The 12,573-nt window shown below is 67.0% G+C and carries 14 protein-coding genes; 6 read left to right on the top strand and 8 right to left on the bottom strand.

Annotated features, from left to right (window positions below; translation table 11 throughout):
* Positions 1-10: 10 nt before the first annotated feature.
* Positions 11-1,087, top strand: a complete 1,077-nt coding sequence (locus ACO2RV_RS06650) for a glycosyltransferase family 4 protein (protein WP_423291100.1) — start codon at positions 11-13, stop codon at positions 1,085-1,087.
* On the opposite strand, the gene ACO2RV_RS06645 is transcribed toward ACO2RV_RS06650, so the two are convergent.
* From ACO2RV_RS06645 to ACO2RV_RS06630, 4 genes are read right to left on the bottom strand one after another with little or no spacing between them, the layout of a single operon-like run.
* Positions 1,084-1,923, bottom strand: a complete 840-nt coding sequence (locus ACO2RV_RS06645; protein WP_423291098.1) for a hypothetical protein — start codon at positions 1,921-1,923, stop codon at positions 1,084-1,086. The genes ACO2RV_RS06650 and ACO2RV_RS06645 overlap by 4 nt on opposite strands.
* A complete protein-coding gene (locus ACO2RV_RS06640; protein WP_423291096.1) occupies positions 1,920-2,945 on the bottom strand; it encodes an ELM1/GtrOC1 family putative glycosyltransferase in 1,026 nt (341 codons plus the stop codon). Before ACO2RV_RS06640 ends, ACO2RV_RS06645 begins: the two co-directional genes overlap by 4 nt.
* Before the next feature lie 11 nt (positions 2,946-2,956).
* Complete coding sequence (locus ACO2RV_RS06635; RefSeq protein WP_423291094.1) at positions 2,957-3,859, bottom strand: glycosyltransferase family 8 protein; 903 nt, start codon at positions 3,857-3,859, stop codon at positions 2,957-2,959.
* Entirely contained in the window at positions 3,856-4,332 is a 477-nt protein-coding gene (locus ACO2RV_RS06630) for an Lrp/AsnC family transcriptional regulator (RefSeq protein ID WP_423291092.1), read from the bottom strand. Before ACO2RV_RS06630 ends, ACO2RV_RS06635 begins: the two co-directional genes overlap by 4 nt.
* A 283-nt stretch (positions 4,333-4,615) precedes the next feature.
* Here ACO2RV_RS06630 and trxB point away from each other — a divergent pair, with 283 nt between their 5' ends.
* Positions 4,616-5,596, top strand: coding sequence for a thioredoxin-disulfide reductase (trxB, locus tag ACO2RV_RS06625; protein ID WP_423291090.1), 981 nt, complete (start codon positions 4,616-4,618; stop codon positions 5,594-5,596).
* Positions 5,597-5,643: 47 nt separating this feature from the next.
* The gene (locus ACO2RV_RS06620) at positions 5,644-6,537 is read left to right on the top strand and encodes a LysR family transcriptional regulator (RefSeq protein ID WP_423291552.1); all 894 of its coding nucleotides are present in this window, start codon (positions 5,644-5,646) and stop codon (positions 6,535-6,537) included.
* Between the two features lie 6 nt (positions 6,538-6,543).
* On the opposite strand, the gene ACO2RV_RS06615 is transcribed toward ACO2RV_RS06620, so the two are convergent.
* The 4 genes from ACO2RV_RS06615 to ACO2RV_RS06600 form a co-directional block, all read right to left on the bottom strand.
* On the bottom strand, positions 6,544-7,047 hold the full coding sequence (locus ACO2RV_RS06615) for a DUF2380 domain-containing protein (protein WP_423291088.1): 504 nt from the start codon (positions 7,045-7,047) through the stop codon (positions 6,544-6,546).
* 335 nt (positions 7,048-7,382) lie between these two features.
* Positions 7,383-8,378 carry a protein-methionine-sulfoxide reductase catalytic subunit MsrP gene (gene msrP / locus ACO2RV_RS06610; protein ID WP_423291086.1) on the bottom strand — a complete coding sequence of 332 codons (996 nt, stop codon included), beginning with the start codon at positions 8,376-8,378 and terminating at the stop codon, positions 7,383-7,385.
* A gap of 172 nt (positions 8,379-8,550) precedes the next feature.
* The gene (locus ACO2RV_RS06605; RefSeq protein ID WP_423291084.1) at positions 8,551-9,039 is read right to left on the bottom strand and encodes a DUF992 domain-containing protein; all 489 of its coding nucleotides are present in this window, start codon (positions 9,037-9,039) and stop codon (positions 8,551-8,553) included.
* Positions 9,040-9,148: 109 nt separating this feature from the next.
* Complete coding sequence (locus ACO2RV_RS06600) at positions 9,149-10,351, bottom strand: pyridoxal phosphate-dependent aminotransferase (protein ID WP_423291082.1); 1,203 nt, start codon at positions 10,349-10,351, stop codon at positions 9,149-9,151.
* A gap of 146 nt (positions 10,352-10,497) precedes the next feature.
* Between ACO2RV_RS06600 and ACO2RV_RS06595 the strand changes: the two genes are divergently transcribed.
* The 3 genes from ACO2RV_RS06595 (at position 10,498) to ACO2RV_RS06585 (ending at position 12,457) form a co-directional block, all read left to right on the top strand.
* Positions 10,498-11,139, top strand: a complete 642-nt coding sequence (locus ACO2RV_RS06595) for a glutathione S-transferase family protein (RefSeq protein ID WP_423291080.1) — start codon at positions 10,498-10,500, stop codon at positions 11,137-11,139.
* 158 nt (positions 11,140-11,297) lie between these two features.
* Complete coding sequence (locus tag ACO2RV_RS06590) at positions 11,298-11,612, top strand: hypothetical protein (RefSeq protein WP_423291078.1); 315 nt, start codon at positions 11,298-11,300, stop codon at positions 11,610-11,612.
* Between the two features lie 140 nt (positions 11,613-11,752).
* A complete protein-coding gene (locus tag ACO2RV_RS06585; RefSeq protein ID WP_423291076.1) occupies positions 11,753-12,457 on the top strand; it encodes a PQQ-dependent sugar dehydrogenase in 705 nt (234 codons plus the stop codon).
* Positions 12,458-12,573 lie beyond the last annotated feature (116 nt).

Below are 12,573 nucleotides of genomic sequence, written 5' to 3'. Positions count from 1 at the left end.
CTGTCCCAACATGCACCCGGATGAACGCGGCCTCTGGCCGGATGGCATTGAGGCGGTGGCGCCGAGCTTCAAGCGGCGCTTCTCCGGCGTCGTCGCCACGGTGATCGGCGTCGTGCCGGCGCAGGCGAAGCACGTCGCCATTCGCGCCCTCGGTCCCCTGCCCGCCTCGGTGCCGCAAATCACTTGGCGCGACTTCCGGCTCGGCAGCTGGCGCCGGCCGCGCGGGCGCCGCTGGCGCATCTGGCATGCGCGTCGCGACACCGAGATGATCTTCGGCATGCTGCTGCGCGATGTACTGCGCCAGCCCTGGAAGCTCGTCTTCACCTCGGCGGCGCAGAAGCGCCATGGCCCGTTCCTGCGCTTCCTGATCAGCCAGATGGACCGGATCATCGCCACCTCGCCGCAGGCCGCCTCCTATCTCGATCGCCCGGCAACCGTCGTGGTGCACGGCGTCGATACCGAGCGCTACCACCCCGCCCCCGACCGCGCGCTGGCGTGGAAGGCCACCGGACTGCCCGGCCGCTACGGCATCGGCGTGTTCGGACGCGTACGTCACCAGAAGGGGCAGGACCTGTTCGTCGAGGCCATGGCCGAGCTGCTGCCGCGCCATCCCGACTGGACGGCGGTGGTCATCGGCCTGTCGACGCCCACCGAGCAGCCCTTCCTCGCCGCTCTCAAGGCGCGCATCGCCAGCGCCGGGCTCACCGACCGCATCCTCATCCTGGGCGAGCAGCCTATCGCGAAGATGCCGGAGTGGTTCCGCTGCCTCTCCATCGGCGTCATTCCCGCCCGCTGGGAAGGCTTCGGGCTGGTGCCGATCGAGGCGATGGCGAGCGGCACGCCGGTGGTCGCCGCCCGCTCGGGCGCCGCGCCCGATCTGGTGAAGGAAGGCGAGACCGGCCATCTCGTGCCGGTCGACGATCAGGCGGCGCTGACGGCGGCCATCGCCCGGCTGATGGCGCTGGACGAGCAGGCCCGCGAAGGCGTCGGCCGCGCGGCGCGCGCGCATGTGCTCGCCGAATTCTCCATCGAGCGCGAGGCGCAGAAGATCAACGCCGTCTACGAGGACATCTGGCGCGGGGACTAGCCCTTACCGGCTCCAGTCCTGCGCGCCAGCGCCTCGCGCGCGCCCTCGCGCCCGCGCTTCCAGTAATCGCGCACCCAGTCCACCGGCCCGAAGCCGGGACGCATGCGCGTGCCCCAGGCGCCGGCATTGTCCACCGCGACCTCCAGCGGCTTGGGCGCGCCATGGAACACCACCACCGCCGCGCGGGAGGGTTTGCGTATGCGTTTGAACAAGAGATTCAGCGGGTAGTGCGGCACGAGGTGGCGGCGGAACGACACGGCGAAATGCGGCGGGAAATAGTGCCGCTCATGCGCCTTGATGCCGATATAGAGCTGGTCGTTCTTCACCAGTGCATAGGCCGCCTCGGGATCGGCCATGACGTCGGTATAGAGGTGGTCCTGCTCGCCCGGCCGCCAGGCGACCATGGAGCTCTGCGCGCCGCGATCCGGCCGCAGCGAGACCGGCAGCAATTCCCAGATATTCGGGTTCCACTCGCGCAGCACATGCAGCCCCGGCCGGGCGCGCACATGCGCGATGATGGGATCGAGCGAGCGCAGGATGACGATGTCGAGATCGAGATAGACGGCGAGATCGACCCCCGCCAATATGCCGGGCGCGAACATGCCGAGCTTGGGCCAGCAGCCGCGCCAGCGCAGGGCCAGCGCGCCCGTCGCCGGCAGGTCCGCCACCTCCACCTCGGGACGCAGCCCGTCCGGCCGGTCGGTGAGGCAGATGAAGCGGAACGGCTCGCTCACATGGTCGGCGACGCCCTGATAGAGGATGTTCACATCCTCCGCCGGATAGGCCTCGCCCCATTTGATGCAGACGAAGGCAAGGGTTGGCGCACGCGTCGTCACGATGGACTTCCTGAAAATTCGAGGCCGAGCGCCGGCGCCAGGGCGCGGGCCAGCAGGTCGCGCGCATCCTCCACCGGCGGCGTGAGGCGCAGCAGCGTCCGTGCGAAATGCTCCGGCGTCACGCTGGCCATGGGCAGGATGGCGAGGTGCGGACCAGCCATGCCGGCTATCACCTCATTGGCGTAGTGCTTGTGCACGAGGCGCGATTTCAGCCCGATGACCGGCCGGCGCGCCGCCAGCCCCTCGGCCAGCATGCTCATGGAATCCTCGGTGACGATCACGGCATCGCTGCCGAACAGTTCGCGCACCGAACCCGCACCCGCGTCGCGGTAGTCGACGAACTCCGCCACCGCGCCGGAGGCCGCCAGCGCCTTGAGCCGGTCCGACACCGCATCGGGCGTGCGGCGCGAATTCGACACGCGCCAGTTGACGCCATAGCGCTGCGCCATGGCCGGCACGAAGGCGAGCAACGCCTCCCACTCATCCCTTGGGAATTCGCGCCGATAGGCCGAACCGCCGATCAGCAAAGCGAGCGAGGCGCCGCGAAGATCCTCCGGCGTCGCCAGCCGGCGCGGCGGGCCATAGGCCTCGGGGGCGATGGTGGAGGGGATCGGCGCATAGGCGGTGCCGGGATCGCCCGCCTGTCGCGGCGAGGAGACGATGCTGAGCGTCAGCGGACCGGATTCATAGCCGTCGAGCGGCCCGGCGAAGATGAAGGGCACCTCAAAATGACGCGACAGCAGCAGGCCGCAGGCGATGGTCGGCCAGCCCGAGGCGACGATCACGTCCGGCTTTGCCACCGCGTCGAGATCGATGCCGTAGAGCCATTTCAGCCAGAACCGCGCGTCGCGGCCCCAGCGGCGCATGACCAGCTTGCGCATGTCGCTGGTGGCGAAGCGCGCGGGCCTGACCTCCAGCCGGTCGGTCTCGATGGGCGTGAGGCGCGCCACGGCCAGCGCCAGCCCCTCGGCCTGGTTGAAATGGCCGGGCTTGGCGTCGCGCAGGATGAGGACGCGCTTCACGCGGGCGCCGCTCAGGCTGCCGACGGCGTGAACAGCCGGCGCACGCGGGCGACGAGCCGCTTCAGCTTGCGCACGCGCTTCTCGATCTTGCGGTCGAGCTTGCCCTTCATGGGCGCGCCGTCATAGGCCGTGTTCTTGCGGTGTTTCAGGAAGATGTCGCGCGCGGGATGCAGCGAATCCGCGTGGTTCGGCTTGATCTGGCCGATATAGTGGATGATCCCCGCGCCCTCCCAGTCGACCGGCGGGCCCTTATAGTGCCCCTTCTCCAGCCGGCGGTGCAGGTTCCAACGCTCGTCCAGTTCCAGCCAGTTTCCACGCAGGGCGCCGTTGAGCGCGTCCTGGTCGAGCACCGGCAGGTTCGGGTGCTCGGTGGCGAATTGCGAGGCGCGCTCGGTGAGCTTCTCCTCGCGCCAGCGCACGAGGTCGATCAAGAGGATGCCGGCGTTGAAATAATTGGTGTCTTCCGGCAGGCCGATGGCGAGGTTGCGCTCGAAATGGCGGTTCTCGCGGCGGCGCGCATCGTCATGCACGGCGCCGACGGCGAGGCCCTGCATGTCGAGATCGCGCAGCGACGCCAGGCTGTCATTCACGATCGCGTCGCAGTCGATATAGAGCAGGCGCGTCTCGCTCTGGTCGACCTTGAACGGCATCAGGAAGCGGGCATAGGTGGTGCGCGACACATGCAGCGAGATCGGCATGCCCGCGAGGTAGCGCATGTCGTCTTCCGTCAGGTCGATGATTTCGAGATTGTCGAGCCGGTAGCTCGCGCGCAGCTTCTGCTTCTCGTCGGCGGAAAGCCGGTCGCCGAAGACATAGACCCGGTTGTAGTCGTCCCGCGCATTGGCGGCCAGCGAGGCGAGCAGGACCGCCGTCAGCTCGACATAGCCGGTGTCGGTCGCGGTGGCCACGATCATAGGGAGACGTCCTCCATCGGCACGACCGCCGCGTCCTTGGTCTGCTTGAGCGTCAGGGCGGTCTTCACATTGCGCACATTCGGCGCGCCGGTGAGCTCGAGCACGAAGTTCTGGAAGGTCCGCAGGTCCGGGGCGACGCAGAGCAGGATGAAGTCGGTCTCGCCCGAAAGCATCCAGCACGCCCGCACCAGCGGCCAGCGCTCGACCTGCGCCGCGAAGGCGGAAAGATCGGCCTCCGCCTGGCTGATGAGATGCACCATGGCGAAGGCCATCAGGTCGAAGCCGAGCTTCTTCTCCTCGAGCAGGGCGCGGTAGCCCTTGATGATGCCCTCCTCCTCCAGCGAGCGCACGCGGCGCAGGCAGGGAGGGGCGGAAATGCCCACGCGCTGCGACAGCTCGACATTGGTGATGCGGCCATCATCCTGAAGTTCGCGCAGGATATGCCAGTCGATCGCGTCAATTCGGCGAGCCACGCGGCGCCTCCGGTTGCGGCGCGACAGAGACACGCCAAAGTCGGCCGCGAAGATAGCGCAGCGGCCAGCGTGAGCAATTATCTTGCGCGCAGGCCCGGCGCAATCTTCCCACTGGAAAACTATTGGATAGTTGAGGCCTGCCTTGCGGTGGGGCCACCGAGACCCTACATTTTCGCATGGCTGACCCAGGCCTCCCTTGCGGGCTGTGCATGAGTCGCCACGTTGCACGATTCCCGTGTCGGCAACGGACACCCGTCCCTGCCGCAGATTGAACGAGCTCAGCATGTCGTCGGCCTCCACCTCAGCCGCCACCCACGTCAAGGTGCTGATCATCGGATCCGGCCCGGCCGGCTATACCGCGGCGGTCTATGCCGCGCGCGCCATGCTGGAGCCCGTGCTGATCCAGGGCATCCAGCCCGGCGGCCAGCTCACCATCACCACCGATGTCGAGAACTATCCCGGCTTCGCCGACCCGATCCAGGGTCCGTGGCTGATGGAACAGATGCAGGCCCAGGCCGAGAAGATGGGCACCCGCATCGTCACCGACATCGTCACCAAGGCGGATTTCTCGCAGCGTCCGTTCCGACTTGAGACCGATTCCGGGCAGGTGTGGATCGCCGAGACCGTCATCCTCGCCACCGGCGCACAGGCGCGCTGGCTGGATCTGCCCTCCGAGCAGGCCTATCGCGGCTATGGTGTCTCCGCCTGCGCCACCTGCGACGGCTTCTTCTATCGCGGTAAGGAAGTCATCGTGGTCGGCGGCGGCAACACCGCCGTGGAAGAGGCGCTGTTCCTCACCAATTTCGCCGCCAAGGTCACCATCGTGCACCGCCGCGACGGTTTCCGCGCCGAAAAGATCCTGCAGGAGCGCCTGTTTGCCCACCCCAAGGTCGAGGTGGTGTGGAACGCGGCCCTGCACGAGATCAAGGGCCAGGACGAGCCGCCAAAGGTGACCGGCGTCGTGCTGAAGGACGTCGTCACCGGCGCCTTCCATGAACGCGCGGCGGACGGCGTGTTCATCGCCATCGGCCATGCCCCCGCGACCGAACTGGTGGCGGGCCAGCTCAAGCTCAAGCCTTCCGGCTATGTCTGGACCGCCCCCTACTCCACCCAGACCTCGGTGGAAGGCGTGTTCGCCGCCGGCGACGTCGCCGACGACACTTTCCGGCAGGCGGTGACGGCCGCCGGCATGGGCTGCATGGCCGCGCTGGAAGCCGAGCGCTTCCTCGCCGCCCGCGAGCCCCTAGCCCACGCAGCCGAATGACGCGGAACCCCCAGCACATGGAAAACAAGGCGAACCGAGCCCGCGACATGGACTGGGACAAGCTCAAGGTCTTCCACGTCGCGGCGGAAGCGGGCTCGTTCACCCATGCCGGCGAGGCGCTCGGACTGTCGCAGTCGGCGGTCAGCCGGCAGGTCTCGGCGCTGGAGCAGGAACTCAACATCCCGCTGTTTCACCGCCATGCGCGCGGGCTGATCCTGACCGAGCAGGGCGACCTGCTCTACCGCACCGCGCACGAAGTGTTCATGAAGCTGGAGGCCGCGCGGGCCAAGCTGACCGATTCGCGCGAGAAGCCGAATGGCGAATTGCGCGTCACCACCACCATGGGCCTCGGCACCCACTGGCTGACCGCGCGCATCGGTGAGTTTCTCGAACTCTATCCCGATATCCGCATCACGCTGATCCTGACCGACGACGAACTCGACCTCGCCATGCGTGAAGCCGACGTCGCCATCCGCCTGCGCCAGCCGGTGCAGCCGGACCTGATCCAGCGCAAGCTGTTCACGGTGCATTTCCATGCCTTCGCTTCTGCCGAGTACCTGAAGCGCAACGGCCATCCGCGCACGCTGGACGAGCTGGAGAAGCACCGCATCATCCTGCTCGGCGGCCCCATCCCCTCCTATTTCCAGGGACTGAACTGGCTGGAGCGCGCGGGGCTGGAGGACGGACAGGAAGGCCGGGTGCCGGCGCTTTCCGTCAACAACGTGCTGGGGCTGAAGCGCGCCGTGGAGCGCGGCGTCGGCATCGGCATCGTGCCGGATTATCTGCTGGAAGACTCCGCGACGTTGGTGCAGTTGTTCCCCGAGCGCGAGACGCCGACGCTGGAAGCCTATTTCGTCTACCCCCAGGAAATGCGCTCGGTCGCGCGCATCCAGGTGTTCCGCGACTTCCTCGTCGCCAAGGCGCAGCGCTGGAGCTTCTGACGCCCGTCAGGGCAAGGCGCCCGCCACCTCACGCGCGGCATAGTCGCCGGCATGGCGCCAGCCCTCGTCATTGTCGCCGCGGAAGCTGAGCAACCGTTCCAGCACCAGCTTGCCGGAAGCCGTGTCGAGCACGGCGAAGCGCATCGACATGACCAGCGTGCTCATCTTGTGCACCTTGCCTACCAGTACATAGGCGGCACCTGCCTCGCGCGCCCGCTGGCGCAGCGCTTCGACGCCTGCCGCGTCCAGCGAGCAGCCTGCCCCGCAGTCGAGGTGCAGGCTCTCCAGCCGCCCCGGCTGCGCGACCTGCCGGTAGAGCCCCTCGGTCAGGACGCGCTGGCGCGTCGCGTGCTCGTCGAGCTGGTTGCGGGATTCGCCGGACGAATCGGTGAAGCCGATATCGACGACGGCGATGCGCCGCGGGGCCGCTTTCAGCTCCGCCGCCGCGACGAGCGGCAGGCCGAGACTCAGGGCCGATAGGACCAGAACCGCACGAAACGTGTTTGCCATGGCGATCCTCCGCCTCCCTCTGCGGGGAGTGCGGAGGGAGCTTAACACCACCCGTGCCGGGTCGCATCCGGGCATGGCAGCGGTCGTGCCCCGCTGCGACCGCTCAAATACCGTGCAATTTTGAAACAATAATGCCGCACATACAAATGTGCATGCCTGGTATGTCGGCATATTTTATTGCAACTTGCCTCCACATTGATCATATGGAGACAGACACCGAAGCAATTGCCTCGGCTGTTCCCCTCTGGAAGGTTCGCCGCTTCGGCGGCGAGACTCAGCCGGGCTCCTTGGAGCCCGGCTTTTTTCTTTTCTGGGGCCGGAAAGGTTTGTGACAATCACATGAAGAGCTTTTCGCCCTTCAGATCGGCGTAGAGACCCGCGACCTGCTCGGCATAGCCGTTATAGAGCAGCGTGGGGCGGCGCTCGCCGGTGCCGATGTCGCGCTCGCTGGCCTGGCTCCAGCGCGGATGCGGCACCTCCGGGTTCACATTGGCCCAGAAGCCATATTCGCGACCCTGCACCTTCTCCCACAGTCCGATCGGACGGTCGGCGGTGAAGGAGATACGCACGATCGATTTCACCGACTTGAAGCCGTATTTCCACGGCAAAGCAAGACGCAGCGGCGCGCCGAACTGGTTCGGCGCCGGCTTGCCGTAGACGCCAGTGACGAAGAAGGCGAGGTCGTTCGCCGCCTCCGCCATGGTCAGCCCGTCGACATAGGGCCAAGGATAGATGAAGCCGTTCTGCGCCGGCGCCACCTTCGGGTTCAGGAAGGTTTCCAGCCGGACATATTTCGCCCCGGACAGCGGCTTCGCCCAGGCGACGAGCTCACGCACCGGGAAGCCGGTCCACGGCACCGCCATCGACCACGCCTCGACGCAGCGGTGGCGGTAGAGCCGCTCCTCCAGCGGCATGGCGCGGATGATGTCGTCGATACCAACCTCGCGCGGCTGCTCGACAAGCCCGTCGATCTTCACCGTCCACGGCCGGCGCGGCATGCGGGCCGCTGCGGCTGTGCACTGGTAGTTGGTCCGCTCGGAACCGAACTCGTAGAAATTGTTGTAGTTGCCCGAAATGTCTTCCGGCGTGACCGGGTGGTCGAGCGTGAAGGCGGGATTGCGCTTGGCCGGATAGAGGTCGTTCGTCGGATCATTGGCCGGATCGCCCGGTGCGGCCGCCTGGGCGGGCGCGATCCCGGCCACGGCACCGACGCCCGCGGCGGCAAGGAGGCCGACGCCGGCACCCAGCAGATGACGGCGCGAGAGATAGATGGACTCGGGCGTTGCGGCGCTTTCCGGCAACTCCCAGGAACGCCGGCGGCGGATAAACATGAGGGTTCTCCCACGGTTTCAATGAGGAGAATACGCCACGTCATGGTCGAAAATTTCATCGCCCGCCATCAACAGAACGTGCACGACGAAAAAAGGCCCGGCATGACGCCGGGCCTTGATCCTCACCTGAGACTATCCCGCGAGGGACCGCCTCTGGCTCAGTCGAAAACGCTCACTTCGAGGTGAGGCGCAGATCGCCCACGCCGAGCGCGAGGTTCACGCCGGTCTGGCCTTCGACGCTGACCGGCTGCAGGGCGATAGTCTTGTTGGAACCGCCGACCAGCACGTTGCCGGCGACGCCGAGGCCCAACGCCACGCTGCCGGACACGCCGGCATAGGTGCCGTCGAGGTCGGACGAGGCCACGCCGCGCGACGGAGCGAGCACGCTCCACACCAGCGCGTTGCGGCCGGTGACGCCGACGTCGAGACCCCAGCGGCGGATCGAGCCCTCATACTTGAAGCTCTTGCCGCGCGGGGCGCGGAACGTGCAGTCCAGCGTACGCTTCGAGCCGATGATGAAGCTCACCGACTTGGAGCCGATGCATTCCAGCACGCCGACCTGAACCCGGCTCTGGGCCGAAGCCGGGGCGGCGGCGAGCATGCCGAAGCCGGCGACGAGGGTAGCCGCGAGAAGCCCGCGCGACAGAACGGAACGGATCATTGGTCACTCTCCCTGATGCGCATGACCGGCTCTCGGGAACCGGCGCCCCACCGCCATGCGGCGGAACCCGACCGGGGCGCGCGTCCCGGCCGGATGTCTGGTGAAAAACTCAGCGCAACGAACCGCAGAAGCGCTGGATGCGAAGGCATGCTTCTTCCAGGTCCTTGGTGGCGGTCGCATAGGAAATGCGGAACGCCGGACCGAGGCCGAAAGCCGAGCCGTGCACCACGGCAACCCCTTCCGCTTCCAGAAGTTCGCTGGCAAAGATCTCGTCATTCTCGATAACCGTGCCCGACGGCGTCGTCTTGCCGATCAGCCCGGCGCAGGACGGATAGACGTAGAACGCGCCTTCCGGCTTCGGGCAGGTGAGACCCTTGGTCTGGTTGAGCATCGAGACCACGAGGTCGCGGCGCTCCTTGAACACCTTGTTGTTGGCGGCGATGAAGTCTTGCGGACCGTTCAGCGCCTCGACCGCCGCCCACTGGGCGATGGAGCTCGGGTTCGAGGTCGACTGTGACTGCAGCGTGCCCATGGCCTTGATCAGCACTTCCGGGCCCGCGGCATAACCAATGCGCCAGCCGGTCATGCAATAGGCCTTGGAAACGCCGTTCATGGTCAGCGTGCGGTCGTACAAGGCGGGCTCAACCTGGGCCGGAGTGACGAACTCGAAATCGTCATAGACCAGGTGCTCATACATGTCGTCGGTGAGAATCCATACATGCGGATACTTCACCAGCACATCGGTGAGCGCCTTCAGCTCTGCCCGCGAATAGGCCGCGCCCGTCGGGTTCGACGGCGAGTTGAAGATCAGCCACTTGGTCTTCGGCGTGATCGCCGCCTCGAGCGCCGCCGGCTGGAGCTTGAAGTTGTCCTCCAGCCTGGTCTCGACCGGCACCGGCGTGCCGCCGGCGAACTGGACGATGTCGGGATAGCTGACCCAGTACGGCGCCGGGATGATGACCTCGTCGCCCGCGTCGAGCGTGGCCACCAGCGCGTTGAACAGCACCTGCTTGCCGCCGGTGCCGACCGTCACCTGGCTCGGCTTGTAGGTGAGGCCGTTCTCGCGCTTGAACTTGGCGACGATGGCCGCCTTCAGCTCGGGAATGCCATCCACGGCGGTATAGCGGGTCTGGCCATCGCGGATCGCCTTGATGGCGGCTTCCTTGATGTTGTCCGGCGTCTCGAAGTCCGGCTCGCCGGCCGACAGCGCGATGATATCGCGACCGGTCGCTTTCAGCTCCCGCGCCTTATTGGAAATGGCGATCGTCTGCGACGGGTTGATGCGCTTCAGGGCAGCGGATATCAGGCTCATGGCCGAACTCCCTTGGAGGATGTTTTGCGCGCGACAACTAGTCGAGCCCTTGCGCCGCGGCAAGCGATTCCCCACCTGCGGACCGGCCGTTTGATGCGATAAGCTGCCGCTGCCGCTCCGTAATCCGATTATGCCGGGGTTTTTGCGTGCTGAAGCTCCATTCCATGCAGAGCTCCGGGAACAGCTACAAGGTGCGCCTGCTGCTGGCAAAGCTCGGGCGGCCGTTCCAGCTCGTGGACGTCGACCTGTTCCGGGGCGAGAATCGCACGCCCGAATTCCTGATGAAGAACCCGGAAGGCCGGGTGCCGCTGCTGGAACTTCCGGGCGGGCGCTTCCTCGCCGAATCCAACGCCATTCTGTTCTATCTCGCGGACGGCACGCCTTTCCTGCCCGATGAGCCGCTGGCGCGAGCGGACGTGCTGCGCTGGATGTTCTTCGAGCAGCATTCGCACGAGCCGGCCATCGCCGCTGCCCGCTTCTGGCTCAAGCTGGTGCGCGGCGGGCGCGAACTGCGCACCCACGACGTCGACCGTTGGCTGGAGGAAGGCTACGCCGCGCTCGGCAGCATGGAACGGCACCTCTCCCGCCGCCCCTTCTTCGTCGACGGGGCGCTGACCATCGCCGACATCGCACTCTACGCCCACACCCATGTGGCCGAGGAAGGCGACTTCGACCTCGCCCCCTTCCCGAATGTGCGCGACTGGCTCGCCCGCGTCGCCATGCAGCCGCAGCATGTCGGAATCGAATGGCGCCCGCAGACGGCGGGGCAAATGGTTAGCAACGCTTAACTATTTGCCCCTAAATAGCCCTGAAATGATACCGGCTCCAGCATAGTCGCGCCGAAGCCGGGCCGGGATCGCCAGCGAATTTACCTGTCATCGGAAGACGCACACACGCCGTCGACGATGAGGAGTTCGCCATGTCGGGCATGATGACGAGCAGGACGATGAGCAAGGCTGCCGCGAAGACCGCTGTCGGAACCGATGAGGTGCGCCACAGTGCCCGCCGCCTGCGGCGCGCGCTGATGGAAGCCGGCGTCGTGCTCTCGCTCACGCTCGCCATCGTCGCCGTGCTGTGCATGTTCGGCCTGCAGAAGGCGTCGGCCTTTGAACTGTCCATGGTGCCCGGCGACGACACGCGCATCGCGGTCGGTGCGGTGCTGCTGTCGGTCTTCGTGGCCTTGTGCGGGCTGACCAGCTTCATGCTGCGCGACACGCTGCAGACGGCGCGGCGCGAGGGTACGCCCGGACGCCAGGGTTGAGGCGCAAAGGCTGAGGTACCGGCGCTGAGGCGTCTCGACGCGGCCGCGTTCACCGCGTTGTCAGCGGGAAGCTGTTGGCCTGCAGGCGGCTCTCATCTAACCATGCGCACCGGTCTTGATGGATCCGGAGCGCACGCACGATGAGACTCCTCCCTGCCGTCGTCCTGTGTGCGATCCTCTTCGCTCCCGCGGCAGGCCATGCGCAGGACGCGGCACGCCTGCCCTCCTCCGCCGGCCCCATCGAAGTGGAAACCGTGGCCGGCGGGCTGGAAAACCCGTGGAGCCTCGCCTTCCTGCCGGACGGACGGATGCTGGTGACGGAACGGCCGGGCCGGCTGCGCATCGTCAGCCGCAACGGCACGGTCTCCAGCCCTGTCGCCGGCCTGCCCCCGGTCTTCGCCAGTGGCCAGGGCGGCCTGCTCGACGTCGCGCTGGCGCCGGATTTCGGCAGCAGCCGCCTCGTCTATCTCTCCTATGCCGAGCCGCGCGAAGGGGCTTCCGGTACCAGCGTGGCGCGCGGGCGGCTCATCGAGGAGGCCGGCAATGCCCGGCTGGAGAATGTGGAGGTCATCTTCCGCCAGCAGCCCGCCGTCACCGGGAGCGGGCATTACGGCGCGCGGCTGGCGTTCGGCCGCGACGGCACGCTGTTCGTGACCCTGGGCGAGCGCCAGTCGCAGCGCGCAAGAGCGCAGGACCTCTCGACCCATCTCGGCAAGGTGGTGCGCCTGCTTCCCGATGGCGGCGTGCCGGGCGACAACCCCTTCCTCAACACGCCGGGCGCGCGGCCCGAAATCTGGAGCTACGGCCACCGCAACCCGCAGGGCGCGACCATAGCAGCGCGGTGACGAAGTAGCAGTTTGATCAAGCGTCCTCTGCCGGGGCCGCGATGGCGAGGAACGCCGGTGCGCCGTTGATTTCGGCGATGATGACGATGGCCAGCGCGACATCGGTCTGAATGACG

The organism is Ancylobacter sp. VNQ12, assembly GCF_049445835.1.
Lineage (GTDB): Bacteria > Pseudomonadota > Alphaproteobacteria > Rhizobiales > Xanthobacteraceae > Ancylobacter.
Note: the sequence above shows the minus strand (reverse complement) of the source record. Positions and strands in the feature narration are given on the sequence as shown.